Consider the following 24,682-nt stretch of genomic DNA (forward strand, 5'->3'; position numbering starts at 1 on the left):
CCCTGTAATGCCCGCTCACCGCGAATGGTTCACGGTTCCCCCGGTTTTCTTTTCGGTTTTCCTGGACACCGCATTAAACGACGACGGCGCCGCCCGGACCGTGGAAGCGGTCCGGCGCGGCGCCGTCGGGGATGTTGCGGGTGTTGCTAGCTGAGCTTGGAGGCAACCAGGCCGGTGAGGTCCACCAGGCGGTTGGAGTAGCCCCACTCGTTGTCGTACCAGCCGACGATCTTGACCTGGTTACCCATGACGCGGGTCAGGCCGGAGTCGAAGATGCAGGAGGACGGATCGCCCACGATGTCGGAGGAAACAATCGGATCCTCGGTGTACGTGAGGATGCCTTCCCAGCGCGGGTCCTGTGCGGCCTTGGCGTAGGCAGCGTTGATCTCCTCGACCGTGGCTTCCTTTTCCAGGGTGACCGTCAGGTCGGTGACCGAACCGGTGGGAACGGGAACGCGGATGGCGAAGCCGTCCAGCTTGCCCTTCAGCTCCGGCAGGACCAGGCCGATGGCCTTGGCGGCACCGGTGGAGGTGGGCACCATGTTCAGGGCTGCGGCGCGGGCGCGGCGCAGGTCGCTGTGCGGCCCGTCCTGCAGGTTCTGGTCTGCGGTGTAGGCGTGCACCGTGGTCATCAGGCCCTTTTCGATGCCGAAGGCGTCGTTGAGGACCTTGGCCAGCGGGCCCAGGCAGTTGGTGGTGCAGGAGGCGTTTGAAATGATGTCGTGGTTTTCGGGATCGTAATCGCCGTCGTTCACGCCCATCACCACGGTGAACGCGTCACCCTTGGCCGGTGCGGAAACCAGGACCTTCTTGGCGCCTGCGGAGATGTGCTTCTGCGCATCCGCGGCGTTGGTGAAGAAGCCGGTGGATTCGATGACGATGTCCACGTCCAGCTCGGCCCAGGGCAGGTTGCCCGGATCGCGCTCGGCGAGGACCTTGATGGTGTGTCCGCCAACCACCAGGTTGCCGTCTTCAACCGTGACCTTCTCGGCCAGGCGTCCGGCAACGGAGTCGTACTTGAGCAGGTGGGCCAGCTGCGCGGGATCGCCGAGGTCGTTGACTGCTACAACCTCGAACCCTTCACCGTGCTGCAGGGCCGCCCGCAGGTAATTGCGGCCGATCCGACCAAAACCATTGATTCCGACGCGTACCGTCACTGCGGCCTCCTTGAAGCTAGAGTAAATTTAGAGACTAAATTTAATGTCTTCTACAATTATGCTGTTATTACCGCCACACGTCAAAGGGACACATGGACGCCTCCGCCAACACCCCGCAGCTATTGCGCCGCGCCAACCTGCGCGCAGTGCTGCACGTGCTGCGCTCGGCACCATCGGTCACCGGCACCGACCTGATCGACGCCACCGGCCTCACCCGCGCCACCGTGATCGCCGTCTGTGATGACCTGATAGCCCGCGGCTGGGCCCGGGAAACGGACTCCCCCCGCGCCGGCGGGCAGAAAGGCCGTCCGGCCCGCCGCTTCCAGTTCAACGAGAGTGCCGGGTACGTCCTGGGGCTCGACGTCGGCATTGCCACCGTCCGCGTGCTCGCCGCCGACCTCGCCGGCGCCGTCGTCGGCGGTGCCGAGGCGCGCTTCCCCCGTCACGGCGGGCAGCGGGAGGACCGGCGCCGGGTGGTCACCGCCGCCGTTGACGCGGCCCTGGAGGATGCCGGAATTACTTCCTCGGCGGTGCTCTGTGCCGGAATGGGCATTGCCGCCCAGGTCACCGGCGCCGGTCGGGTTGCCCCGGGGCAGGACGTGGCACCCATGTTCGATCTGGGGCTCACGCAGGAGTTCAGCAAGGCCCGGGGCTGGCCGCTGCTGGTGGAGAATGACGCCAAGCTGGCCGCTTTAGCCGAACGCTGGCGGGGCGTGGGGGCGGGGGAAGAGAACCTTGCCGTGATCCTGGCCGGCGAGCGGCTGGGCAGCGGCATCATTGAATCAGGCCGGCTGCTGCACGGCGCTTCGGGCGGCACCGGCGGCATGGGGGCGCTGGACCTGGTGGACGGTGTGGGCAATGAGGACGGCATTGCCAAGCTGGCCCGCCTGTGGGGCAGCGCCGCCCTCGAGGACGGCCACAACGGGCGGATCCGTGAACTGGTGGGGCCCAACACCAACCGCGCGTCGGCCCGCCTGGTGTTCGAAGCGGCCGAGGCGGGCGACCCGGTGGCCGTGGAAATCCTGGACCGGATTGCTGCCCGGATGGCCCGGGTCCTGGCGCTGGTGTCCTCGTTCTTCGATCCCCGGCTGATCGTCATCGGCGGCGCCGTGGCCGCGTCCGCCACCGCCCTGCTACCGGCGATGCGGCAGGAACTGGAACGGTACGTGGTGCAGCCGCCGCGGATTGCCGTCTCCGGGCTGGGCAAAACGCTGGTGCCCACGGGCGCGGTGCGCCTGGCCCTGGACTACGTGGAGACGCACCTGCTGGATCTGGTCCCCGAACTGCGGCGCTAGGAGCGACCCGGCCGCTTAGCGCCAGTAATTGTTGGCGGCGGCGATGGTGGCAAACTCGGTGGCGACCACGGCCGCCGCGGCAATAAGCGCTTCGGGGTTGTTCGCGTAGGCGTCGCGGATAATCTCCTGGACCTTTTCATCCGGCTGGATGGCCAAAGATGTCTGCAGTGCCAGGCTGAGGGCCAGCTTGCGTCCATCCTCGGGGGTGGGGCACTGCAGTGAATTGTTCGGCACAAGCTCCATGGTGTCCGTCCTTTGAACGCGTGGCACGGCGGCTTGCTTCATTGTGGGCGGGGCCGATTCCGGGGCGCAAGGGCCTGCAGGTTTCCCCTGCGGCAGGGGCGCCACTCGGCCCCGGCTCAGTCCCGGTGCGTATTGCGGTAGCCGCGGGCCTGCACCGCCAGCAGGGCAAGGGCACCGGCCAGGCCGGACGGCAGCAGGTAGACACCCGTCATCTGGAAGTTGAGCAGGATCAGACCCTTCCGGGTCATGGTCGTAGTGCCGTTGCCGTATACGGTGTCCAACTGCAGGCCGCCAAAGAGCCAGATCAGTCCGACGCCCAGCATCAGCACCACAATCGCCCAGGCGGCGCCGAGGTAGGGGTTGAGCCTGCTCCGTGACAGGTCCGTGCCATTCGGGTTGCCGTGCGGGGGCGCTTCCAGTCCGGTGCCGGCGGCGGGGGCTTCCCCGCTGCCGTCATCCACCACCTCCACCCAGTCCCGGCCCGCGTGCTCGGTGCCGGCGCTGTCCCGGCCGGCACCGGTATCGCCGATCCGATCATCCCCGGGCTGGGGGCGGCCAAACAGCCGGCGGTCTACCTCGTCATAGTTTTGCTGGTTCGCCATGCACCGGAGCCTACTGGAAGCATCCGTCCGGATCGGCCACCAGCAGGGCGGCAACGTCGTCCCACACGTCGGTAGGGCGCACTTCGGCCACAAAGGAATCATTGTGCTCGCACCGCTCCGCCGTCCAGCCGACCTGCGTGACGTCCGCTTTGCAGACCGGGCACGCCGAAACCCAGGACATGTGCACCCGGTGCCGGCTGCGGCCGATGGCCCCGGCATTAATGACGTTGCCGAACCAGTAGATCCCCACTGTGGGCGTGCCGACCGCCTGCGCCAAGTGCCGCGGCCCGCTGTCGTTGCCCACCAGCACCGAACTCGCCTGCAGCAGCCCTGCCAACGTGCCGATATCCAGGTCTCCGGCCACCGAGCGCACAGGCGCCTGAGGGCCGGCGTCGGCGAGCGCCAGCTCCACCACCAGCCCGGCCAGATCCCGGTCAGCGCCGTCGCCCACCACCAGGACCTGGCAGCCGCGCTCCACGGCGCGTACCGCAACCTCCGCGAAGCACGACGCCGGCCAGCGCCGCCGCGGGTCCGTGGCCCCGGCGTGCAGGGTCACCAGTTTCCGGCCCGGGAGGAGCATGGTGCGGGCCCGCGCCGCCTCGTGCGGCAGGACGGGCAGCTGCGGCTCCATGCTCACCGGTACGGCTCCGGCCAGGCCCACGACTTCCAGCGCCCGGAAAACCTCGTGCTGGTAGTAGATGTACGGGATGTTCCGTTCCAGGGCGGCGGCGTCGGGAGTGCGGGTGCCCACGGTGTGCCGGGCACCCAGGCCCAGCAGGAACGGATTCGAGTTCCGTCCGCCGCCGTGGACCTGCACGGCCAGGTCAAAGTCCTCCTGCCTCATCCGGGACAGGAAAGCCCCGGTTCCCCGCCGGTCCTCGGGGCCGGCGGAAATCCCCGGAGCAGCGGGCAGGATTTCCACCCGGTCCACCGGTCCCGGCCGGTCCGCCAGCAGTGCGGCGTGCAGCGCTGTGCCCAGCAGCGTGATGGAGGCCTGCGGATACGCCGCAGCAAGCGCTTCAACGGCCGGCAGGGCAAACATCAGGTCGCCCAGGCCGCCGCCCCGCAGCACGGCGATCTTCCGTACGCCGGGAAAACGCGGAGCCACGGGGCCTACACCGGGTGCGGGGGCCCGCCCCGGCCGGCGACGGGCACGGATTTCATGCGTCATGCCGCTCCTGTTCCCGGAGGACCTCCCCCCGTTCTGCTGAGGGCACCCACCATAGGACTTCCGCGGCACATCTCCACCAGTAACTGCGCGCCGGCAGCGAATCGGTAACTCCCGGCGTCCGCGCAGATCCTGCGTCTGAACCGGCCCGAAAGCGGGTATGGGTCCTGTACGACGCGGCCTAAGGAGCAGCATGTCCACCACAGTTACCCCGGAAAGTACCCCGGTTTCCTCCCCGGCACCCTATCCAGTGCCGTCCGCAGGCACGGAGGACAGCATCACCATCGTGGACCCGCGGGACGGCACACCGGTGGGTAGCCTCTCGGCGGCCAGCCGCACCCAGGTGAAGTCCGCTCTGGCGGCCGCCCGCAAGGCACTGCCCGCCTGGGCGGCAACAGATCCCGCCGAACGCGGCCGGCTGCTGCGCAACGCTGCGGAGGACCTCCAGTCCCGCGCCGGGGAACTGGCGGCCTGGAACAGCAGGGAAACCGGAAAACCCGGGCCGGAGGCCCTGGCCGGGGTACGTGCCGGCGTCGCCACGCTGCAGCAATACGCCGAACTCGGACCCGTACACCGCGGCCACAGCCTCCGCGGCGCACTGCTGGCGGCCGACTACACGGTGAGCGGACCCCGCGGCGTCGCCGTGCTGCTCACCCCGTGGAACGATCCGGTGGCGGTGGCCGCGGGCCTGGCCGGCGCGGCGCTGGCGGTGGGCAACACGGTGATTGCCAAGCCCAGCGAGCGCTGCCCGCACACCGGGAACCTGCTCATGGAGATCCTCGCACCGCATTTTCCCCCGGATGTGCTCACCGCCCTCACCGGCGGAGCGGAGGTGGGCGCCCAGTTGGCCATGGACGCCGGAGTGGACGTCCTGGCCCACGTGGGTTCCAGTGCCAGCGGCGCGCGCATCGCCCGGGCGGCCGCCTTGACCGGCGCCCACGCCATCTTGGAGAACGGCGGCAACGATCCCCTGCTGGTGGACGCCGACGTCGACCCGCGCTGGGCCGCGGAGCAGGCCGCCGTCGGGGCCTTCAGTAACAGCGGGCAGATCTGCACGGCCGTGGAGCGCATCTACGTCCACCGGCACATTGCCGAAGAGTTCTGCACCGAACTCGCCGCCGAAGCGCAGCGCAGGAACCGGGAGCAGTCCGTTGCACCGCTGGTGGACATCCGGCTGCGCGACGCAGTGCACCACCAGGTGTCCGAAGCAGTGGCGCAGGGCGCCGCGGCAGCGGTGGGAGGACGGATCCCGGACGGCCCGGGCGCCCACTACCCGGCCACGGTCCTGCTGGACTGTTCGGCGGAAATGGCGGTTTTCCGCGAAGAGACCTTCGGTCCCGTAGCTCCCGTGCAGGTGGTGGACAGCTTCGAGGAGGGCCTGGCCCTGTCCGCTGCGGGAGCCTATGGACTGGCCGCCACCGTCCTCACCGGCAGTCTGGCCCACGCGCAGCAGGCGGTCGCCGCACTGGACGTCGGCACGGTGAAGATCAATGCAGTGTTCGGCGGCGCACCGGGCGGGTCCGCCCAGCCGCGCCGCCGCAGCGGCCGCGGGTTCGGGTACGGCCCCGAACTCCTGGACGAGTTTTCCCTGACCAAGGTGGTCCATTTGGAGAGCCCGCCGGCCGGTCCCGGCCCAGCGGGAGCGGCGCGGTGAGCCACGCGCCCGGCAGCCCGCGGCTGGATGAGGTGCGCAGCCTCTCCCCGGACTTGCCCGGAAGGCTCGCTGCTGCCTCCCTGCGTGTGGCCGTCATCGGCGACGTAATGCTCGACGGCTGGTGGTCCGGCGTCACCGAGCGGTTCTGCCGGGAGGCACCGGCCCCGGTGGTGGACCTGCAGCAGAAACGCGCCGCAGCTGGCGGAGCCGCCAACACTGCCATGAATCTCCAGGCGCTGGGAGCCAGGGTGCGGCTGGGCGGGGTCACCGGCACGGACGCCGCCGGCCGGGAGTTGCGCGGCATCCTGGCCGGCGCGGGCGTTGACCTGCAGGCGCTAATCCACCACGAGGACGCACATACAGCCGCCAAAAACCGCATTGTGGCCGGCGGGCAGGTGCTGTTCCGCCTCGACGAGGGAGGCGGCGTCCCGCCCGGAGCCGAGGACCTGCTGGCAGCGTCGGTGGCTGCGCTGCTGGACGGAGCCGATGCGCTGGTGGTCTGCGACTACGGGAGCGGCCTGTTGCACGGCAGCGTCCGTGATGCCCTCATCGCCCTGCGCGGCGGGCGCCTCACCGTAGTAGACGCCCACGACGCCGCCTTGTGGGCAAGGCTGGCTCCGGACCTGGTCACACCCAACGCCGCTGAAGCGGCCATGCTGCTGGGCAGGCCTGCCGGCCTGGACTCCGTCCCGGACCGGGCCGCTGCCGTGCGGGCCGCCGCTCCGGAGCTGCTGGCCGCCGCCGGCGCCGGCACCGCCGTCGTCACCCTGGACCGGGACGGCACGGCACTGGTGGGCGCCGACGGCGGGTTCCACCGCACCTGGGCCAGGCCGGCCGCGGAAAAGCAGGCGTCGGGGGCGGGGGACACGTTTGTTGCCTGCATGACCCTGGCCCGGGCGGCAGGCCTGCCGCTGTCCACGGCAGCGGACCTCGCACAGAACGCTGCCGACATTGTGGTCCACCGGCCCGGCACCTCGGTATGCAGCACCGCGGACCTGGAACAGCATCTGGACAGCTTCGCGGACTCGGCGTTGAGCCCTGCCGGGCTCCTCGCGCGGATCTCGGCGGAACGGGCCGCGGGCCGGCGGATTGTGCTCACCAACGGATGCTTTGACGTCCTGCACCGCGGACACACGCGCTACCTGAACCAGGCCAAGCAGCTGGGGGACATCCTGGTGGTGGCCCTGAACAGCGATGCCTCCGCCCGGCGGCTCAAAGGCCCGGGCCGGCCCATCAACACGGCCCACGACCGCGCGGGGATCATTGCCGCACTCAGCTGCGTGGACTACGTCACCGTTTTCGACACGGACACGCCCATCCCGCTGATCCGGGAGCTGCGGCCGGACACCTATGCCAAGGGCGGCGACTACTCGGCGCAGATGCTGGCGGAAACCCCCGTGGTGGAACAGTGCGGAGGACGCGTGGTGATCCTGGACTATGTGGCCGACCATTCCACTACCGCCCTCGTCTCCCGGATCCGGGCGGGCGGCAGCGGTGCCGGGGCCGGTGCCGGGGCCGGGAGCGGGAGCACGGTGTGACGCGGCGCGGGTCCGCGGACTGGGGGCTGCCGGCCACGCCCCGGCCGGCAGCAGTTGACGTGCTGATTCCCACCCGGAACCGGCCTGCGGAACTGGCAGTCACCCTGGCCGGTTTGGCCGCCCAGGACGGTCCGGACTTCAACGTCACCATCAGTGACCAGAGCACGCACGTACCCTCCTGGAACCACCCGGCCGCCGAGGCCATGGTCCGGGTGCTGGAAGCCCAGGGACACCGGGTCCGGCTGCTGCGCCACCTGCCGGCCCGGGGGCTGGCAGAGCAGCGCCATTTCCTGCTGGAAAACGCAGCGGCGCCCGCCGTGCTTTTCCTCGACGACGACGTGTGGCTGGAACCGGGCATGCTGGCCAGGCTGGCCGGCGCCCTGGCCTCGTCCGGTGCAGGGTTTGTCGGCGCCGCCGTGCAGGGGCTGTCCTATCTGCCGGACAGCCGGCCGGATGAAGAAGCCCCCTTTGAACTGTGGGACACGGGGAAGGTGGAGCCGGAAAGGATCCGGCGGGGGGAACCGGGCTTCGAACGCTGGACCCTGCACAACGCCGCCAATCTGGCGCATGTGGCTTCCCGGCTCGGCCTGCCGGCCGGAGAATGGCAGCTGTACAAAGTCGCCTGGGTGGGGGCCTGCGTCCTGTACAACCGAACGGCGCTGCTGGACTGCGGCGGCTTCGGTTTCTGGGACCAGCTGCCTCCCGGGCATGCCGGGGAGGACGTAGCGGCGCAGTGGCGCGTGATGGAACGGTACGGGGGCGCCGGGCTCGTTCCGTCCGGAGCCGTGCACCTGGAATCACCAACCACGGTTACCGACCGCTCCGCTGATGCGGCCGAGATCCTGCTCGGCGGCAGCGGGACGGCCGCCGGCAGCGGGACGGCCGCCGGCGGCGGGCAGGATGTCCACCCACCACACAACCAGTAAACGAAGGAGAACCAATGGCTGACAAACCCAGCCCGATCGACGTCCAGAAGGTCCTCGGCGGCATGGACTACCCGGCGTCGAAAAAGGACATTGTTTCCAAGGCGGAAGGATCAGGGGCGGGCGGATCCGTCTTGGAAGCCCTGAATAACCTGCCTGAGCGCCAATACGACGCCCCGACGGACATCAGCAAGGAAATTTTCGGCTAGGAACCGGCGGTTACGCCGGCGGAACATTCAGGCGGTCGGATCCGTGGGACGCGGTGCTTCGGGGTCCTCGCTGTCCGCTGCCGGGGACGGGGAGGGCCGGCCCACGCTGCCGGCGCCGCCGGGGATATTGGCCGAGCTGCGGTGGATGCCCGATCCCTGGCTCAGGTGCTCAGGGTTGGGCTTTTCCGTCATCAGCAGCAGCGAGGAAACCAGCAGGGACGCGATAAACGTGATGCCAACGGCGATGAGCCCCAGGTCCAGGCGCAGTTCCTGTTCGGCTCCGCCGGTGGCGAAGATCATGGTGGCAACACCGGCAATCAGTGCCAGCACGGCCGAGAAGATCAGCGGTGCCTTAACGGAGTTCCGCTTCTGCGGGCCTCCGGTTGAGCTGTTCGCCACTATGAATCCTCCTGCTGCGTTGGTTTGGCGCGGTTCAGTGCAGAATGCACAACGCGCGTCTCCTAGTTTACGGCCTTCGCCTGCTCCTGCGCGGCGACCCGGGAATCATGCCGGGCCCCCAGGGCGGAGATGGCAACGATGACGGCGATGACCACGGCTGCCCCGCCGGTGACGCCGAGCATGGCGCGCACACCCAGGTCGTAGACCAGCGGCACCAGGAGCCCGGATACGAGGGCTGCAGCACCCGTGATCAGCCAGTCCCGGGCCGGAAGGAACGTCCGGCGGTGCCGGACCCACAGGACTATTTCGATGACGCCGCCCAGGATCAGCGCGGCAGCGGCGGCAGGTCGGAAGGCTTCCGCTGAGGCGAAAATCAAGGTCGCGGCGCCGGCGAGGACGTAGGCCGCGGCTTCAACCAGCAGGAACGGGCGCATGGTGCCGTGGCCGCGGGACGCGGAGAGCATAGGCAGCAGTGCCGCGCCGCTCAGCAGCAGATAGGCGCCGCCGGCATAGGCCAAGACGGGTTCAGTGGGGTCCTGCCAGAAAATGGTGAGCACACCGTAGACGGCCGCCACCGCCGCCCGGACCAGCATGGGTCCCCAAGGTGCTACGGGATGGGACGCAGCCATGTGCAGAGCCTCCGCTTTCACTTTTGCCGTTACGGTGGCCGGTTGGCCACCGTCCAGCTTAGTCGCTCCCGCTTACCGCAACGGAACCGGTCAGCATCCAGGCGTCCCGGCGCACCCGCCAGCTCAGGGTGATGGCGCGGGCGCTCATGTAACCCAGTGCGAAAGCCGCCCACAGCCAGGCAATGCCGACGGCGCCCGTGCTGCCGCCGGCGGACACCCACAGCAGCAGCGGCAGATACGCCGCCAGGTTCAGCATCCCGGTCACCGCGAGGTACTTGGCATCCCCGGCACCGATCAGCACCCCGTCCAGCACAAAGACCAGTCCGCAGATCGGCTGGGATACCGCCAGCACCCACAGTCCGGCGGTCATGGCCTGCTGCACTCCGGGGTCACCGGTGAACAGGACGCCGGCCACCGGTGCCACCAGGGCCAACAGCACGCCGGTGACCACCCCGAAACCTCCACCCCAGAGGATCATGCGCCGGGTAAGGGCGCGGGCCAGCACCGTGTCCCCGGCCCCTAGTTCCTTGCCAATCATGGCCTGCGCGGCAATCGCCAAGGCATCCAGGGCGAAGGCGAGGAAGGTGAAGACGGTCATCACCAGCTGGTGCGCAGCCAGGGATTGCGGTCCCTGGGCCGTGGCCACCAGGACAGTGGCCAGCACCGCCGCCCGCAGGCTCAGGGTGCGCAGCATCAGCCACGACCCCACATGGGCGGTGGCGCGGATCCCGGACGAGGCCGGGCGCAGCGGCACGCCCCGGGCCCGTGCCATCCGGGCCACGGCCACCAGGTAGAACCCCGCCATCCCCCACTGCGCCAGGCTGGTGCCCAGGGCCGAACCGGCCACGGAGAGCGAGAAGCCGTACACCAGCAGATAGTTCAGCCCGATGTTGACGGCGAACCCCACGGTCGCCACCACCAGCGGGGTCCGGGTGTCCTGCAGCCCGCGCAGCACACCGGTGGCCGCCAGGACCACCAGCATGGCCGTCAGCCCGGGCATGGAATAACGCAGATAATCCACCGCATACCGGTGCACCTCGCCGTCGGCCCCCATGGCCGTGCACAGCTGCGGAGCCAGCAGGTAGCCCGCAGTGGAAAGCAGTACGCCCAGCAGCACCGCCAGGGCAATGCCGTCACGCCCGGCGGCGAGCGCCTTGTCCTGCCGGTTCCCGCCCAGGAAGCGGGCCACCGTTCCGGTGGTGGAATAGGCCAGGAACACCATCAGGCCGACGGCGGTCTGCAGCACCGTGGAGGCCAGGCCGACGCCGGCCAGCTGCGAAACGCCCAGATGCCCGACGATGGCGGAATCTGCCAGGAGGAACAGCGGTTCGGCGATCAGCGCGCCCAGCGCCGGCACGGCCAGGGCAAGGATCCGCCGGCTGAGTTGCCGGGAGGACATATCGGTCTTCACGCCATCCAGCCTACGGTTTGCTCCCGCGCTCCGGCGCCGCTTGCCCGTGCCCGGGCCGTCCGGCGCCGTACTTCCCGGCGAAATCCTGCCCAGCGGCGGGCTGCACGGCGTCGTCCCGGCGCAGAACCAGGACCGCAACCACTGCGGCGGCCAGCAGCAGCGCGCCGACAAACAACGCCAGCGCCGGCCACCCGCCCTGCTGGAAGCAGTACCCGCCGGCCCAGCCCAGGACGCTGGAGCCCGTGTAGTAGAACAGGTTATACAGCGACGATGCCTGCGCCCTGCCCTCACGGGCCAGCATCGGCGTCCATCCCGAAGCGATGGAATGCGCGGCAAAGAACCCGCCGGTGAAGACCAGCAGTCCGGCCACGATCGCCGCTATGTTCTCTGCAAGCGTCATGGCCAGACCGGCCGCCATGGCACCGATGGAGAGCAGCAGGACCGGTTTCCGGCCGCCGTGCCCGGCCAGCCGGGCCGCCAGCGTACCGGCGGCGCGCGAGGACCAGGTGCCCGCAAGGTAGGCAAGGAACAGTGCACTGGCCACGCCCTGCGGCAGTCCGAAGGGCGGAGCGCCAAGGCGGAACCCCAGATAGTTGTACACCGCCACGAATCCGCCCATCAGCAGGAAACCCTGCAGGTAAAGGGCCAGCAGCCGCGGGCTGCGCAGGTTCGCCGCGAGCCGGGCGGCCAGCCCGTGGCCCGGCGCCGCGCGGCGCACCGGCACAAAGCCCTGTTGCCGCGGAGCGGTGAACAAAAACACCGCCGCTGCACCGGCGGCCAGCATGCTCACTGCCGCCACTCCCACCCGCCAGTTCACCAGTTCTGCCAGCGGGGCGGCCACGATGCGTCCGGCCAAGCCGCCTATGGTGGTGCCCGATACATACGTGCCGGCGGCTACCGCGGCGTGCAGCTGGCTCACTTCCTCGCTCAGGTAGGCCAGCGCCACTGCCGGGATTCCGCCCAGCGCCACCCCTTCCAGGAACCGCAGCCCCAGCAGGGCGGGCAGTCCGGGGCTCAACGGCACGGCCAGTCCGAGCACCACCGCGGCCAGGATGGCCGCCCGCATGACCGGCAGCCGGCCGAAGCGGTCGGCCGCGGCGGACCACGGAATAACCGCGGCAGCCAGGCCGAGGGTTGCCGCGGAAACGGTCAGGGCGGCGGACGACGCAGAGATGTCCATTCCGGCGGCCAGTTCGGGCAGGACGCCCTGCAGCGAATACAGCTGGGCGAACGTCGCCACGCCGGCGGCGGCCAGCCCCACCAGGACACCGCGGTAGCCCGGGCTGCCGCGCCGGTGTCCGGTAAAGGTTCCGTTCGGAGAGCCGGTGGTACCGGCACCTTTTCCGGTGCCGGTCACGGCCGGTCTCCGCTGCCGGGCCCAGCCGGACCGGGATGCCCGGACAATTCTGATCCCAGTTCCGACAGTTCGCCGCCCAGGTTGTGCCGGGCCCGGGCTTCCCAGTGCCGGCGCCCGGCCTCCGTGCAAAACAGCGGTTCCGCAGCGGCCAAGTGTGCCACCACCCGCCGTCGTCCGGCCCGGAAATCCTCGGCGGAAAGGTGCGCGTACTCCGCACGAACCGCCTGCCGGTAGGAACGATACCGCGCGGGATCACGGGCCAGCACCGACAGGTCTGCGTCAACGAGCAGCGCTCCGTGGTGGTCCCCCGGGTCCGGAGCGTGGGCGGCGGTGAGCCGGACCAGGCGGGCGCATTCGGCCACGGCAGCGGGATCTTCTCCGGCGGCGGCCAGCAGGTCCTCCGCCAGGCAGGCGGAGGCTTCCTCGTCCTCGCCCGGCCGGCAGGCATACACCGCGTCATGGAACCAGGCAGCCAGCGCCACGGGGCGCGGAACGCTGCTGCCGGTGAGCAGATCCAGGGCTTCCAGGACCTGGAGCAGGTGCCGGCGGTCGTGGTACCGGCGGTGCGGTTCATTCCAGCGGTCCAGCAGCTGCCCGCCGAGTTCCGGCCGCCCGGGAAGAAGCCGGTTCCAGCGTTCCAGCAGCGGCCCGGCCAGGGCGGACGGGCGCTCCCGGGCAGGGATCCGCAGGCCGCTGCCAATGAGGATACGGACCAGTTCCCCGCCGGTTACGGCGACGGCGCCGCGGCGGACCAGTTTGCGGTGCAGGTGCTGCGGCACGTCGTAGTGGTCGCCGTCGAACGCCCTGGGCGAGATACCGGCGCCTTGGGCGAATGCGTGCAGCTCCTCCACACTGGTGTCGGAGACCAAATGGGAGAACAGGGTGTTGTGCGCCGGCCACATCGGCGGATCGATGTAGATCATGGGTGCCGGGCCTCCGGACGGGTGAAGAGCATCCTGTATGTCTATCGCACCGGCGCCCGCAATTGCCATGCGGTGCTGCCGCCCGGGTTTGCCGGCCGCGTACGGTCTTTACGGAAAACCCTTGTCCCAACGGACCCCCAATGCTGGAATAACCGCATGGATGACGTGCCCTCCAATCTGCCGTTCAATGCCGGCTCCGCCGAGTCTTCACCCGGGCCTTCGGGGGCTTCGGGGTCTTCCCCCTGGCTGTCCTCCACCGTCCTGGCCATCGGCACCCGCAAGGGGCTGTGGCTGGCGACCAGCAGCGACCGCGTTACCTGGGAACTGCGCGGACCGGAATTCGCCATGACTGAAGTGCCCTCGCTGGCATTCGATGCCCGCAGCGGCACGCCGCGGCTGCTGGCCGGGGTCCGCTCCGAATGGTGGGGACCCAACGTTGCCGTCTCGGAGGACCTCGGGCACACCTGGCAGGAACCGCAGGAACAGGCAATCGCTTTTCCGGAAGACACCGGGGCCACGCTGGAGAGGATCTGGCAGCTGCGTCCGGATACCGCGGACCGCCCGGGCGTGGTCTGGGCCGGCTGCGAGCCCATTTCGGTGTTCCGGTCCGAGGACGGCGGCCGCCACTTCGAGCTGGTCCGGGGCTTGTGGGACCATCCGCACCGCCCGCAGTGGGGCGCCGGTTACGGCGGTCCCGCGGCGCACACCGTCCTGCCCAGCCCCGTCGATGACAGCGTGCACGTAGCCATCAGCAGCGGCGGCGTGTACCGCTCAGATGACCGCGGGGACAGCTGGGACGCGTTCAACAGCGGCATCATCGCGAACTTTATGCCGCAGGAGTATCCCGAGTTCGGCCAGTGCGTGCACAAGGTTGCACGCGACGCCGGAAACCCGCAGCGGCTCTACGCCCAGAACCACGGCGGGGTGTACCGCAGCGACGACGCCGGAGATCGGTGGATTTCCATTGCCGACGGCCTGCCCGCGGACTTCGGGTTTGTGATGCTGGCACACCCCTCCCGCCCGGACACCATCTGGACCATACCCCTGGGCTCCGCCGGCGAGCGCAACCCTCCGCAGGGACGGCCTGCGGTTTACCGCAGCACCAGCGCGGGTGAAGACTGGGAGCGGTTCGACACCGGCCTGCCCGCCTACGACTTCAACGCGGTACTGCGCGACGCCGCGGATGTGGACACCGCCGACCCCGCCGGCATCTACTTCGGCACCAGGGGCGGCGAGGTTTATGCCAGCGCCGACGAAGGCGAAACCTTTAATCTGGTGGCCGCCAACCTTCCGGATGTGCTCTGTGTCCGCGCCGTCCGGACCTGACACCCGCTCCGCCGGCGCCGTCGGACTTCTGCTGCCCGCAGCGTTGGCCGAAGCCGTCGGCGGACAGCGCCTGCTGGTGCTGCCGCAGCGGCCCGTTTCGGGGGCTGATATCGGCGCCAATCCGGAGGCCGACGCGGCAGGCAGCATCACGGTTGCGGTGGCCTTGGACCGGCTGCGGGAGCAGCAGCCAGGGGTGTACAGCCGGATCTGCGACGAGACAGGCGCCGTGCGCCGCTACGTGAACCTCTATCTGGACGGCGAGGACATCCGGGACTTGGCCGGGCAGTCCACGGTGCTGGCTTCCGGTGCCCAGCTGCTGGTACTGCAGTCAATCGCCGGGGGCTAGGTTCGCGTTAAACAGCAGAAACGGGTGCTTCCGCGCAAGGCGGAAGCACCCGTTGTTTCTCCGGTTAGTCCCTCCAGCTGAGCTGGAAGGAACCGGTGCCAGCTGTGTGGCGGCCTATTAGGCCGGCAGCTGCAGGGTGTGACCGGTGAAGATGAGGTCGGGGTGGATGATGGTATCGGCGTTGGCGTTGTACAGCGCCTGCCAGCCGCCCTCGATGCCGAGCTTCTCGGCGATGGCGGACAGCGTGTCACCGGACTGGATGACGTAGGTGTCACCGGACAGGGCCGGAGCCTCGGTCTGGATCGGAGCCGCTGCCTCCACCTGGATGTTCTCCGCGGTGGTCGGTGCCGGAAGCTGCTCGGCCTGCGGCTGGACGTAGGTCTCGACCGGGGCCTGCGGCTGGACGTAGGTCTCGGCAGGAGCCTGCGGCTGGACATAGGTCTCAACAGGGGCTTCAACCGGAGCGGCGGCCTGCGGCTGGACATAGGTCTGAGCCGGAGCTTCGGCAACCGGAGCGGCAGCCTGCGGCTCGACGTAGGTCTGGGCCGGAGCTTCAGCAACCGGGGCCTGCTCGGTGACCTGGGTCTGGGCGGGGGCCGGGGTGGCAGCCTGCGGATTGGCGGTGGCACCGGTCAGGCCCAGCTTGGCGGTGCAAGCAGGCCATGCGCCGGGGCCCTGTTCAGCCAGAACGCGCTCGGCTACGGCAATCTGCTGCTCGCGGCTGGCGTTGGCCGGGTCGCCGGTACCGCCGAAAGCGGCCCAAGTGCTGGGGGTGAACTGCAGCCCGCCGGAGAAACCGTTACCGGTGTTGGTAGCCCAGTTTCCACCGCTTTCGCACTGTGCAAGCGTGTCCCAGTCCATGGTGCTGGCGTTGGCCGGAGCGGCCAGACCTGCCATACCGGCGGCACCGGCTCCGGTGATAACGGCGGCAGCGAGGCTTCGGCGTACGACACGACGGATCTTCTGGTTCTTCATCGGTTTATTAGCTCCCAAGGGTTCCACCTGCGCTCAGCCCGTCCCCGGGCTTCTCCACGCCGTCGCCTACCCCAGACATATAGAGGTCTTTTCGGTACCACGCAGCGGCGACGTACAGTGGACGCGTGGCACTCGGCATTGTGCGATTCATGCATCGGCCGCACCAGCTTTGGGTGCCGACCGCCGCCGGCCTCAGAACGGCCAGCGGTCCAGCCCTCGATCTCCGGGCTCGTTAACAACCTAAAACATCATTTTGTCGAGACCAAATCGGTATCTAATCGAAATGCAATTGTTATTGACTAAGATCCGCGTAAACAAGCGGATCGAAGCGGGTTTTGTAGAATTCGTCACTGTTGATTTCGGATAACCCTCGACACATCCCCAAACCGGTCGTATTGTGTCTCGTCGCACGTTCGGGAGTGCCCCGGTATACAGGAACCGGATATGGCAGGGCTTAACGACGACGGCGGCGGACCCCGCGCAGGGAGTCCGCCGGCGTGCCGCCTGGCCAGTGACTATTTCAGGGCGTTGGACACCTTGCGCTTGTTGAAGACGTCGAAGCCCACGGCCAGCAGCAGGACCAGCCCCTTAATGAACTGCTGGTAGTCAATGCCTACACCCAGCAGGGACATGCCGTTGTTCAGCACACCCATGATGAGGCCGCCGGTGATGGCGCCCACAATGGTGCCCACCCCGCCCGTAACCGCGGCGCCGCCGATGAAGGCTGCTGCGATGGCGTCCAGTTCGAAGAGGTTGCCGGCGCCCGGTCCGGCGGAGTTCAGGCGTCCGGTGAAGATCAGCCCGGCCAGGGCGGCCAGCACCCCCATGTTGACGAACAGCAGGAAGTCCACCCGTTTGGTGTTCACGCCGGACAGGTGGGCGGCCTGGAGGTTGCCGCCGCGGGCATAGACGTGCCGGCCGAAGACGGACCGGTTCATCACGGCGCTGTAGGCGACCACCAGGATGCCCAGGACCACCAGCACAATGGGTGTTCCGCCGCGGGAACTGGCGAGCAGGTAGGTCAGTCCCAGGATTACGACCACACCGAAGACCAGCCGCGTCAGGAACCAGGCCCGGGGCTCGTCGTCGAGGTTGAGCTTCATCCGTGCCGCACGTCCGCGCAGCTGGCTGACAACCAGCAGGGCTGCCGCCAGTACCCCCAGGCCAACGGTGGTCCAGTCAAGGATGTTGGTCTCGGCAGGGAAGAGGCCGGGGAACAGGGAGCCGCCGCCGAGCTGGCGGTACTCCTCGGGGAAACCGGTGATCCGCTGGTTGCCCAGGATGATCTGGGTCAGCCCGCGGAAGACCAGCATGCCGGCGAGGGTAACGATAAAGGCCGGGATGCCTATGTACGCCACCCAGTAACCCTGCCAGGCGCCCACCAGGGCACCCACCACGAGGGAGGCCACCAGCGCCAGCCACCAGGGCATGCCCCAGTCCCGGATCATAATGCCGGACATGGCCCCGACGAACGCGGCAACGGATCCCACGGAAAGGTCAATATGGCCGGCCACAATGATCATGACCATGCCGATCGCCAGGATCAGGATGTAGCTGTTCTGCACAATGATGTTGGCCACGTTGTCCGGCTGCAGCAGTGAACCGCCGGTCAGCACCTGGAACAGTGTCACGATAACCAGCAATGCCAGGAAGATACCGATCTGGCGCAGCCGGCTGGTGAGGAAACGTCCCGCTTCGGCAAGCCTGGAAGGCTTCTTGGGGCTCTTGGTACCGAGGGCCGGCCCCTCGCCGGCGAGTGTGGAAACCATGGTCAGTCCTTTTCCTGGGTCATGTACTGCATCAGTCGTTCGGGGGTGGCTTCATCAATGGGGACCTCAGCGGTGATTCGGCCCTGGGCCAGGGTGTAAATGCGGTCGCAGATGCCCAGGAGCTCCGGCAGTTCCGAAGAGATGACCACCACCGCTTTGCCCTGCGCGGCCAGCTCGTTGATGATCGTGTAAATCTCGTATTTCGCCCCCACATCGATTCCGCGCGTGGGTTCATCGAGGATCAGCACGTCCGGATCCGCGAACATCCATTTGGACAGGACAACCTTCTGCTGGTTGCCGCCGGACAGTTTCCCGGCAACCGCCGTGACTGACGGTGCCTTGATGTTCATGCTCTGTTTGTAGCCCTGCGCCACTACTGTTTCCTTGCCGCCGTCGACCCAGCCCCTGGAGGCCAGTTTGGTCAGGGCAGATGCGGAGATGTTCCGCTTGATGTCTTCGATGAGGTTCAGCCCGTAGCGCTTGCGGTCCTCGGTGGCGTAGGCAATGCCGTGGCCGATGGCGTCCTGCACGGTGCGGACGGTGATTTCCCGGCCGTTTTTGTAGAGTTTGCCGCTGATGTTCGTGCCGTAGCTGCGCCCGAAGATGCTCATGGCCAGCTCGGTCCGTCCCGCCCCCATCAGCCCGGCAATCCCCACGATCTCTCCCGCCCGCACAAACAGATGCGCCCGGTCGATCACGGTGCGGGTGTGCTCCGCGGGGTGGTACACCGTCCAGTCCTCCACCCGCAGCACTTCGTCGCCGATGTCCGGGACGCGGTCCGGGTAGCGGTTGGTCAGTTCCCGGCCAACCATGCCCCTGATGATCCGCTCCTCCGTGACGGAGCCGTCGTGCAGGCTCAGCGTTTCGATGGTCTGCCCGTCCCGCAGGATGGTCACGGAGTCTGCGATGGCCCGGATTTCATTGAGCTTGTGGCTGATGATGATGCAGGTGATGCCGTCGTCGCGCAGGCCGCGGACGAGCCCGAGCAGGTGCTCGGAATCCTCGTCGTTCAGGGCGGCGGTGGGCTCATCCAGGATCAGCAGCTTGACGTCCTTGGACAGTGCCTTGGCTATTTCCACCAACTGCTGCTTGCCGACGCCGATCTCCCCGGCGCGTGTAACCGGGTTGATGTCCAGTCCCACCCGGCGGAGCAGTTCGGCGGCGCGCACGTTGGTTTCGTTCCAGTTGATCCATCCCCGGGCAGACCGCTCGTTGCCCAGGAAAATGTTCTCCGCCACCGAAAGGAACGGTGACAGGGCCAGTTCCTGGTGGATGATCACCACGCCACTGCGTTCGCTGTCCTTGATGTCGCGGAACGATACCGCAGTCCCGTCCAGGAGGATCTCCCCCTCGTAGCTGCCGTGCGGATAAACCGCGGACAGGACCTTCATCAGGGTTGACTTCCCGGCGCCGTTTTCCCCGCACACCGCATGGACTTCTCCGCGGGTGACGGCGAGAAACACGTCCTGCAGCGCCTTTACGCCTGGGAACGTTTTAGTGATCCCGTTCATTTGGAGGATGTAGTCGCTCACGCGGACCTCTCTGGCCTTGCCTTGGTGGAATGGATGGTGCCCGGGCGGGCAGGCGGGCGGCTCGGTGCCGCCCGCCTGCTGCCGCTAGTCGAGGTCGGACTGCTCGTAGTATCCGCTCTCGAGCAGGACTTCCTTGTAGTTGTCCTTCGTCACAATCTGCGATTCCAGCAGGTAAGAGGGGACAACCTTCACGCCGTTGTCGTAGGTTTCCTCGTCGTTGACCTCCGGTTCCTCGCCCTTCATGAGGTCGTCCACCATCACCACCGCACGCTTCCCCAGTTCACGCACGTCCTTGAAGATGGTGGAGTACTGCTCGTCATTGACGATGGACTGCACCGACCCCACCTCGGCATCCTGTCCGGTGATGACCGGGAGGTTCTCCTCGGTGTAACCGCCGGAGCGCAGGGCCGAAATGATGCCGATGGACAACCCGTCGTACGGGGAGAGCACGCCGTCGATCTGCTGGCCGTTGCCCACGGTCAGGAGGTCCTCCATCCGGTCCTGGGCGGTGTCGGGCAGCCAGCGCAGGATCGCCGCCTGCTGGAAGTCGGTCTGCCCGCTGGGGACCTTCAGGATGCCCTTGTCCAGGTAGGGCTGCAGGGTGTCCATGGCGCCCTCCCAGAAGAAGGTGGAGTTGTTGTCATCCGGGCTGCCGGCGAACAGTTCCACGTTGAACGGTCCGGTCTGGCCGGTGTCCGTACCGCTTTCGTCCAGGATGCCCAGTCCGGTGAGCAGCGAGGTGCCCTGCTGCACGCCCACCTCGTAGTTGTCGAAGGTGGTGTAGTAGTCCACCGTGTCGGATTCGTTGATCAGCCGGTCGTAGGCAATGACGGGGATGTCCTGGGATTCGGCGGTTTCCAGCACGCCGGTGAGCGTGGTGCCGTCAATGGAGGCGATCACCAGTGCCTCGGCGCCGGCGTTGATCATGTTCTCGATCTGGGAGACCTGGGTGGGGATGTCGTCGTTGGCGTACTGCAGGTCCACCTCGTAGCCGAGCGCTTCGAGCTGGGACTTCACGTTCTCGCCGTCGGCGATCCAGCGTTCGGACTGCTGGGTGGGCATGGCCACGCCAATCCGTGCGCCTTCATTCGAATCGCCGGCCTCGTCACCGCCGCCGCGGTTGCCGCTGCAGGCGCCGAGGCTCAGGGCGAGCGCCAGCGAAACCCCGCCGACGAGGGCCTGCTTCAGTGTTGGTTTCGTGCTCATTGGTGTGCCTTTCGTTGTGCCGGGGTGTCGTAGTGCCGGGGTGATCGGGGTCATAGCTTTTGGGCGAGCCGGTAGTAGGCAGCATTCCAGCGCACTTCCCGCTGGAAGGCGCGCAGTTCGGTGGAGCGGTCGATAAGCAGCAATTCAACACCGGCCATGTCGGCGAAGTCCGTGACTACGTCAGCACCGACCGCCGTGCTGAGCACCGTGTGGTGGGCTGCGCCGGCGGTGAGCCAGGCGGCCGCAGAGGTGGCGAGATCCGGGTGGGGCTGCCAGACGGCGCGGGCTACCGGCAGGTGCGGCAGCGGTGCGTCGGGCGGCACCACATCCACGGTGTTGGCGGTGAGCCGGAACCTGTCGCGCATATCGGACAGGGCGACGACGACGCCGGGGCCCGGGTCGGTGTCGAACACCAGCCGCACGGGGTCTTCCCGGCCGCCGATGCCCAGCGGGTGGATCTCCAGGGAGGGCCGCTGCGTGGTGAGGCTAGGGCATATTTCGAGCATGTGCGCGCCGAGGATTTTTTCTTCGCCCGGGACCAGGTGGTAGGTGTAGTCCTCCATCAGCGACGCCCCGCCCGGCAGTCCGGCACCCATGACCTTCGCGGCCCGGACCAGCATGGCGGTTTTCCAGTCGCCTTCGGCACCGAAGCCGTAGCCGTGGAACATCAACCGCTGCACGGCCAGGCCGGGCAGCTGCCGCAGCCCGCCCAGGTCCTCGAAGTTGGTGGTGAACGCGCCGAAGCCGCCCTTTTCCATGAACTGCAGCAGTCCCAGCTCCTGGCGTGCGCCGTAGCGCAGCGACTCGTGGCGGCCGCCGCCGGGGCGCAGCTCCGGTGCCAGATCGTATAGTTCCTCGTACTCGGCCACGAGCTTGTCGACGCCGGCCTCGGACTGGGCCTCCACCGCCTCAACGAGGTCGTTGACTCCCCAGGTGTTGATGGAGACCCCGAAACGCAGCTCGGCCTCCGTCTTATCCCCTTCGGTGACCGCCACGTTGCGCATGTTGTCCCCGAAGCGGGCTATGCGCAGGTCCTGCATGGCGGCCCGGCCGGCGCAGGCGCGCTGCCAGGATGCTATCTGCCCGGTGACGGCGGAGGTGGAAACGTGGCCGACGACGGTTTTGCGGGGAACCTCGAGCCGGGTGGCGATATAGCCGAATTCGCGGTCGCCGTGCGCGGCCTGGTTCAGGTTCATGAAGTCGAAGTCGATCTCGGCCCAGGGCAGCTCCACGTTGATCTGCGTGTGCAGGTGCAGCAGCGGTTTGCGCAGGGCGTCCAGGCCGCTGATCCACATCTTGGCCGGGCTGAAGGTATGCATCCAGGCGATCACGCCAATCACTGTGTCCTGCGTATTGGCCTCCAACGCTGCCCGGCGGATGGACCCGGCGTCGGTCAGGGTGGGTTTCCAGACCACCCGCACGGGCAGGCCGGCGGCCTCGAGCATGCCGACAATGGCCTGGGACTGTTCAGCGACCTGGCGCAGGGTGTCCTCGCCGTAGAGGCCCTGGCTGCCGGTCAGGAACCAGACCTCGTACGGGTCCAGGGTGGTGGTAAGCGGGCTCAAGTCAGTGCGCTCCTGAAGTCGAAGGGGTTGCAGGTGTTGGCGAGGGGACGTCCGGCGTGCCCTGCCCGTAGACGTTCTGGTACCGGTGGAACAGAGCGTCAATATGCTCGGGGTCAATGGGCACCGGTTCGCCCAGTTGCCGGGAGAGGTGCACCGTGCGGGCAACGTCCTCCAGCATGACGGCGGCTTTCACGGCGTCCCGGGCATCGCGGCCCACGGTGAACGGCCCGTGGTTGCGCATCAGGACCGCACGGGAACGGTGCCCGTCCAGAGTGGCCACAATGCCGCGTCCGATCGAGTCGTCCCCGATCACGGCAAACGGGCCCACCGGTATTTCGCCGCCGAATTCATCTGCCATGGCGGTCAGGACGCAGGGCACCGGCTCTCCCCGGGCGGCCCATGCAGTGGCGTACGGGGAGTGCGTGTGCACCACTCCGCCGACGGCGGGCAGATGCCGGTACACGTAGGCATGCGCGGCGGTGTCGCTCGACGGTGCCAGGCCGGCTGCGGAAGCACCGGGGACCGGCTGCCCGTCGCCGTCGCAGAGGATGAGGTTCGCCGGTGTCAGCTCCCCGTAGGCCACGCCGCTGGGCTTGATCACGAAAAAGTCGGTGCCGGGCACCCGGCCGGAGATGTTTCCGGCGGTCCAGGCCACCAGGCCGTACCGCACCAGCTCAGCGTGCAGGGCCCAGACCTCCTGCCGGACCCGGACCGCGGCCTCCTCGAGGTCCGGTGTCAGCTCGTTCACGCCGGCACCTCCCGGACCTGGTGTGCCGAACGTTTAAGCGCCTTGAGCCGGCGCATCACGTTGTTGCCGCCCCGGCCAAAGTAGTCGTGCAGGGCCGTGTATTCGGCGTAGAGCACGGAATACGCCTCGGCGCGGACCGGATCAGGCAGGTATTCGTTGCGTTTGATCCGGCCCATGGCGGCGGCGGCGTCGCGGACGTGGGGATACGCACCGGCGGCGACGGCGGCGTGGATGGCTGAGCCGAGCGCCGGGCCCTGGTCGCTGCCGATCACGGAGATCGGCATACCCAGCACATCGGCGTAGACCTGCATGAGGAAGCGGTTCTTAATCAGTCCGCCGGCGGCGATGAATTCCGTGACGGGCACCCCCGAGGCGCCGAAGGCCTCCACAATGGTGCGCGTGCCGAATGCGGTTGCCTCCAGCAGGGATCGGTAGACCTCGTGCGGCCGCGTGGCGAGGGTCAGGCCCACCAGCAGCCCCGAAAGTTCGTGGTCCACCAGCACGGAACGGTTGCCGGACTGCCAGTCCAGGGCCAGGAGCCCGTGGGCACCCACTTCCTCCCGGGCTGCCTGTTCGGTCAGCAGTTCGTGGACACTCAGGCCGCGCGCCGCCGCTTCCTCCGAGAGTTCAGCGGACACGAAGTGCTTGGTGAACCAGCCGAAAATATCGCCCACGCCGGACTGTCCGGCCTCGTAGCCGTATAAACCGTCCACAATCCCGCCGTCCACCACGCCGCACATTCCGGGAACCTCGCGCAGGTGCTCGGCACTCATCACATGGCAGGTGGATGTGCCCATAATGGCGGCCATCTGGCCGGGGGCCACGGCCCCGGCGGCCGGCGCGCACACGTGCGCATCCACGTTGCCCACAGCGACGGCGATCCCCGCGGGGAGGCCGGTCCAGGCAGCCGCCTGGTCACTGAGGGTGCCGGCTGACGAGCCGAGCCGTCCAATGGGATGTTCCAGTTTCTCCGCCACAAAACCTGCGAAGTCCGGGTTCAGCGCCGCCAGGAAGTCCGGGTCCGGGTAGGCGCCGTCCTGCAAAATGCCCTTGTAGCCGGCCGAGCAGGCGTTGCGCACGTAGGTGCCGGTCAGTTGCCAGACAATCCAGTCCGCCGCCTCCACCCAGTGGTCCATCCGCTCGTACAGCTGCGGGTCTTCCTCGAGGAGCTGCAGGCCCTTGGCGAACTCCCATTCGCTGGAAATCAGTCCGCCGTACCGCGCCAGCCATGCTTCCCCGCGGTCCGCCGCGAGCTTGTTGATGCGGTCCGCCTGGCCCTGTGCCGCGTGGTGCCGCCACAGTTTCACGTAGGCGTGCGGGCGGTCGGCGAGGCCGGGAAGTTCGTTCAGCGGCGTGCCGTCGGCGGTCACGGGGACCATGGTGCAGGCAGTGAAGTCCGTGCCCACCCCGATCACCGACGCCGGATCGATGCCGGCGGCCCGGATGGCGGCGGGCACGGCTTCCCGCAGCACTTCGATGTAGTCGGACGGGACCTGCAGGGCCCAGTCGGAGGGAAGCGGCGAGCCGGTAGCCGCCAGCACGGAGTCCATGACCCCGTGCCGATAGGTGGAGACCGCCGAACCCAGCTCGGCGCCGTCGTGCACCCGGACCACGACAGCACGTCCGGACAGGGTGCCGTAGTCGATCCCCACTACATGTACGGGGGCTGTACTGGTCTGGCTCACGGTGACCTCATTGTCAGCGGGA

General features: G+C 68.2%; 24 protein-coding genes. 8 read left to right on the forward strand and 16 right to left on the reverse strand.

Annotated elements, in window-relative coordinates:
* Nucleotides 1-7: 7 nt before the first annotated feature.
* A complete protein-coding gene (locus QNO06_RS16615; RefSeq protein WP_227912228.1) occupies nt 8-154 on the forward strand; it encodes a hypothetical protein in 147 nt (48 codons plus the stop codon).
* Here QNO06_RS16615 and gap read toward each other — a convergent pair.
* Nucleotides 147-1,157 (reverse strand): type I glyceraldehyde-3-phosphate dehydrogenase, encoded by a 1,011-nt coding sequence (gene gap / locus QNO06_RS16620; protein ID WP_227912229.1) that lies wholly within the window; start codon nt 1,155-1,157, stop codon nt 147-149. The genes QNO06_RS16615 and gap overlap by 8 nt on opposite strands.
* Before the next feature lie 92 nt (nt 1,158-1,249).
* Here gap and QNO06_RS16625 point away from each other — a divergent pair, with 92 nt between their 5' ends.
* Nucleotides 1,250-2,452, forward strand: coding sequence for an ROK family transcriptional regulator (locus QNO06_RS16625; protein ID WP_227912230.1), 1,203 nt, complete (start codon nt 1,250-1,252; stop codon nt 2,450-2,452).
* A gap of 15 nt (nt 2,453-2,467) precedes the next feature.
* Here QNO06_RS16625 and QNO06_RS16630 read toward each other — a convergent pair whose 3' ends face one another.
* From QNO06_RS16630 to QNO06_RS16640, 3 genes are all read right to left on the reverse strand, one after another.
* On the reverse strand, nt 2,468-2,695 hold the full coding sequence (locus QNO06_RS16630) for a hexameric tyrosine-coordinated heme protein (protein ID WP_227912233.1): 228 nt from the start codon (nt 2,693-2,695) through the stop codon (nt 2,468-2,470).
* 116 nt (nt 2,696-2,811) lie between these two features.
* Entirely contained in the window at nt 2,812-3,297 is a 486-nt protein-coding gene (locus tag QNO06_RS16635) for a hypothetical protein (RefSeq protein WP_227912234.1), read from the reverse strand.
* A gap of 10 nt (nt 3,298-3,307) precedes the next feature.
* On the reverse strand, nt 3,308-4,468 hold the full coding sequence (locus tag QNO06_RS16640) for a glycosyltransferase family 9 protein (RefSeq protein ID WP_227912235.1): 1,161 nt from the start codon (nt 4,466-4,468) through the stop codon (nt 3,308-3,310).
* 190 nt (nt 4,469-4,658) lie between these two features.
* Here QNO06_RS16640 and QNO06_RS16645 point away from each other — a divergent pair, with 190 nt between their 5' ends.
* From QNO06_RS16645 to QNO06_RS16660, 4 genes are read left to right on the forward strand one after another with little or no spacing between them, the layout of a single operon-like run.
* On the forward strand, nt 4,659-6,119 hold the full coding sequence (locus QNO06_RS16645) for an aldehyde dehydrogenase family protein (protein ID WP_227912236.1): 1,461 nt from the start codon (nt 4,659-4,661) through the stop codon (nt 6,117-6,119).
* A complete protein-coding gene (gene rfaE2, locus QNO06_RS16650) occupies nt 6,116-7,657 on the forward strand; it encodes a D-glycero-beta-D-manno-heptose 1-phosphate adenylyltransferase (protein ID WP_227912238.1) in 1,542 nt (513 codons plus the stop codon). Before QNO06_RS16645 ends, rfaE2 begins: the two co-directional genes overlap by 4 nt.
* Complete coding sequence (locus tag QNO06_RS16655; RefSeq protein ID WP_227912240.1) at nt 7,654-8,583, forward strand: glycosyltransferase family 2 protein; 930 nt, start codon at nt 7,654-7,656, stop codon at nt 8,581-8,583. Before rfaE2 ends, QNO06_RS16655 begins: the two co-directional genes overlap by 4 nt.
* Nucleotides 8,584-8,597: 14 nt before the next feature.
* Nucleotides 8,598-8,789, forward strand: a complete 192-nt coding sequence (locus QNO06_RS16660; protein WP_227912241.1) for a DUF2795 domain-containing protein — start codon at nt 8,598-8,600, stop codon at nt 8,787-8,789.
* A gap of 27 nt (nt 8,790-8,816) precedes the next feature.
* Here QNO06_RS16660 and QNO06_RS16665 read toward each other — a convergent pair whose 3' ends face one another.
* From QNO06_RS16665 to QNO06_RS16685, 5 genes are all read right to left on the reverse strand, one after another.
* Nucleotides 8,817-9,188 carry a hypothetical protein gene (locus QNO06_RS16665; RefSeq protein WP_227912243.1) on the reverse strand — a complete coding sequence of 124 codons (372 nt, stop codon included), beginning with the start codon at nt 9,186-9,188 and terminating at the stop codon, nt 8,817-8,819.
* Nucleotides 9,189-9,250: 62 nt separating this feature from the next.
* Nucleotides 9,251-9,817 carry a DUF308 domain-containing protein gene (locus tag QNO06_RS16670; protein WP_227912245.1) on the reverse strand — a complete coding sequence of 189 codons (567 nt, stop codon included), beginning with the start codon at nt 9,815-9,817 and terminating at the stop codon, nt 9,251-9,253.
* Nucleotides 9,818-9,875: 58 nt separating this feature from the next.
* Nucleotides 9,876-11,216 carry an MATE family efflux transporter gene (locus QNO06_RS16675; RefSeq protein ID WP_227912418.1) on the reverse strand — a complete coding sequence of 447 codons (1,341 nt, stop codon included), beginning with the start codon at nt 11,214-11,216 and terminating at the stop codon, nt 9,876-9,878.
* Between the two features lie 22 nt (nt 11,217-11,238).
* Complete coding sequence (locus tag QNO06_RS16680) at nt 11,239-12,585, reverse strand: MFS transporter (RefSeq protein ID WP_227912246.1); 1,347 nt, start codon at nt 12,583-12,585, stop codon at nt 11,239-11,241.
* Nucleotides 12,582-13,508 (reverse strand): DUF4031 domain-containing protein, encoded by a 927-nt coding sequence (locus QNO06_RS16685; protein WP_227912248.1) that lies wholly within the window; start codon nt 13,506-13,508, stop codon nt 12,582-12,584. The genes QNO06_RS16680 and QNO06_RS16685 overlap by 4 nt, the downstream gene beginning before the upstream one ends.
* A gap of 156 nt (nt 13,509-13,664) precedes the next feature.
* Here QNO06_RS16685 and QNO06_RS16690 point away from each other — a divergent pair, with 156 nt between their 5' ends.
* Entirely contained in the window at nt 13,665-14,834 is a 1,170-nt protein-coding gene (locus tag QNO06_RS16690) for a WD40/YVTN/BNR-like repeat-containing protein (RefSeq protein WP_227912249.1), read from the forward strand.
* Nucleotides 14,812-15,180 carry a MoaD/ThiS family protein gene (locus QNO06_RS16695; protein ID WP_227912251.1) on the forward strand — a complete coding sequence of 123 codons (369 nt, stop codon included), beginning with the start codon at nt 14,812-14,814 and terminating at the stop codon, nt 15,178-15,180. The genes QNO06_RS16690 and QNO06_RS16695 overlap by 23 nt, the downstream gene beginning before the upstream one ends.
* Before the next feature lie 117 nt (nt 15,181-15,297).
* Here QNO06_RS16695 and QNO06_RS16700 read toward each other — a convergent pair whose 3' ends face one another.
* The 7 genes from QNO06_RS16700 to araB form a co-directional block, all read right to left on the reverse strand.
* A complete protein-coding gene (locus QNO06_RS16700; protein ID WP_269437369.1) occupies nt 15,298-16,155 on the reverse strand; it encodes a transglycosylase family protein in 858 nt (285 codons plus the stop codon).
* Between the two features lie 515 nt (nt 16,156-16,670).
* Nucleotides 16,671-17,924, reverse strand: coding sequence for a multiple monosaccharide ABC transporter permease (gene mmsB, locus QNO06_RS16705; RefSeq protein WP_227912252.1), 1,254 nt, complete (start codon nt 17,922-17,924; stop codon nt 16,671-16,673).
* A 2-nt stretch (nt 17,925-17,926) separates the two neighbouring features.
* The gene (gene mmsA / locus QNO06_RS16710) at nt 17,927-19,435 is read right to left on the reverse strand and encodes a multiple monosaccharide ABC transporter ATP-binding protein (protein ID WP_231700512.1); all 1,509 of its coding nucleotides are present in this window, start codon (nt 19,433-19,435) and stop codon (nt 17,927-17,929) included.
* Nucleotides 19,436-19,540: 105 nt separating this feature from the next.
* Entirely contained in the window at nt 19,541-20,662 is a 1,122-nt protein-coding gene (gene chvE, locus QNO06_RS16715) for a multiple monosaccharide ABC transporter substrate-binding protein (protein WP_227912256.1), read from the reverse strand.
* A 50-nt stretch (nt 20,663-20,712) separates the two neighbouring features.
* The gene (gene araA, locus QNO06_RS16720) at nt 20,713-22,227 is read right to left on the reverse strand and encodes an L-arabinose isomerase (protein WP_227912258.1); all 1,515 of its coding nucleotides are present in this window, start codon (nt 22,225-22,227) and stop codon (nt 20,713-20,715) included.
* 1 nt (nt 22,228) lies between these two features.
* Nucleotides 22,229-22,975: an L-ribulose-5-phosphate 4-epimerase gene (locus QNO06_RS16725; RefSeq protein ID WP_227912260.1), complete on the reverse strand. Its 747-nt coding sequence runs from the start codon at nt 22,973-22,975 to the stop codon at nt 22,229-22,231.
* Nucleotides 22,972-24,660, reverse strand: a complete 1,689-nt coding sequence (gene araB, locus QNO06_RS16730; RefSeq protein WP_227912262.1) for a ribulokinase — start codon at nt 24,658-24,660, stop codon at nt 22,972-22,974. Before araB ends, QNO06_RS16725 begins: the two co-directional genes overlap by 4 nt.
* Nucleotides 24,661-24,682 lie beyond the last annotated feature (22 nt).

Origin of the sequence: Arthrobacter sp. zg-Y20 (assembly GCF_030142075.1) — a bacterium.
Lineage (GTDB): Bacteria > Actinomycetota > Actinomycetes > Actinomycetales > Micrococcaceae > Arthrobacter_B.

What these genes read in the sequence shown, in the direction of transcription:
- QNO06_RS16615 (WP_227912228.1), top strand. Translation starts at nt 8, where the DNA reads ATGCCCGCTCACCGCGAATGGTTCACGGTTCCCCCGGTTTTCTTTTCG.
- QNO06_RS16690 (WP_227912249.1), top strand. Translation starts at nt 13,665, where the DNA reads ATGGATGACGTGCCCTCCAATCTGCCGTTCAATGCCGGCTCCGCCGAG.
- mmsB (WP_227912252.1), bottom strand. Translation starts at nt 17,924, where the DNA reads ATGGTTTCCACACTCGCCGGCGAGGGGCCGGCCCTCGGTACCAAGAGC.
- QNO06_RS16645 (WP_227912236.1), top strand. Translation starts at nt 4,659, where the DNA reads ATGTCCACCACAGTTACCCCGGAAAGTACCCCGGTTTCCTCCCCGGCA.
- QNO06_RS16685 (WP_227912248.1), bottom strand. Translation starts at nt 13,508, where the DNA reads ATGATCTACATCGATCCGCCGATGTGGCCGGCGCACAACACCCTGTTC.
- QNO06_RS16670 (WP_227912245.1), bottom strand. Translation starts at nt 9,817, where the DNA reads ATGGCTGCGTCCCATCCCGTAGCACCTTGGGGACCCATGCTGGTCCGG.
- QNO06_RS16675 (WP_227912418.1), bottom strand. Translation starts at nt 11,216, where the DNA reads ATGTCCTCCCGGCAACTCAGCCGGCGGATCCTTGCCCTGGCCGTGCCG.
- QNO06_RS16635 (WP_227912234.1), bottom strand. Translation starts at nt 3,297, where the DNA reads ATGGCGAACCAGCAAAACTATGACGAGGTAGACCGCCGGCTGTTTGGC.
- QNO06_RS16625 (WP_227912230.1), top strand. Translation starts at nt 1,250, where the DNA reads ATGGACGCCTCCGCCAACACCCCGCAGCTATTGCGCCGCGCCAACCTG.
- chvE (WP_227912256.1), bottom strand. Translation starts at nt 20,662, where the DNA reads ATGAGCACGAAACCAACACTGAAGCAGGCCCTCGTCGGCGGGGTTTCG.
- QNO06_RS16700 (WP_269437369.1), bottom strand. Translation starts at nt 16,155, where the DNA reads ATGAAGAACCAGAAGATCCGTCGTGTCGTACGCCGAAGCCTCGCTGCC.
- QNO06_RS16630 (WP_227912233.1), bottom strand. Translation starts at nt 2,695, where the DNA reads ATGGAGCTTGTGCCGAACAATTCACTGCAGTGCCCCACCCCCGAGGAT.
- mmsA (WP_231700512.1), bottom strand. Translation starts at nt 19,435, where the DNA reads ATGAACGGGATCACTAAAACGTTCCCAGGCGTAAAGGCGCTGCAGGAC.
- QNO06_RS16660 (WP_227912241.1), top strand. Translation starts at nt 8,598, where the DNA reads ATGGCTGACAAACCCAGCCCGATCGACGTCCAGAAGGTCCTCGGCGGC.
- QNO06_RS16640 (WP_227912235.1), bottom strand. Translation starts at nt 4,468, where the DNA reads ATGACGCATGAAATCCGTGCCCGTCGCCGGCCGGGGCGGGCCCCCGCA.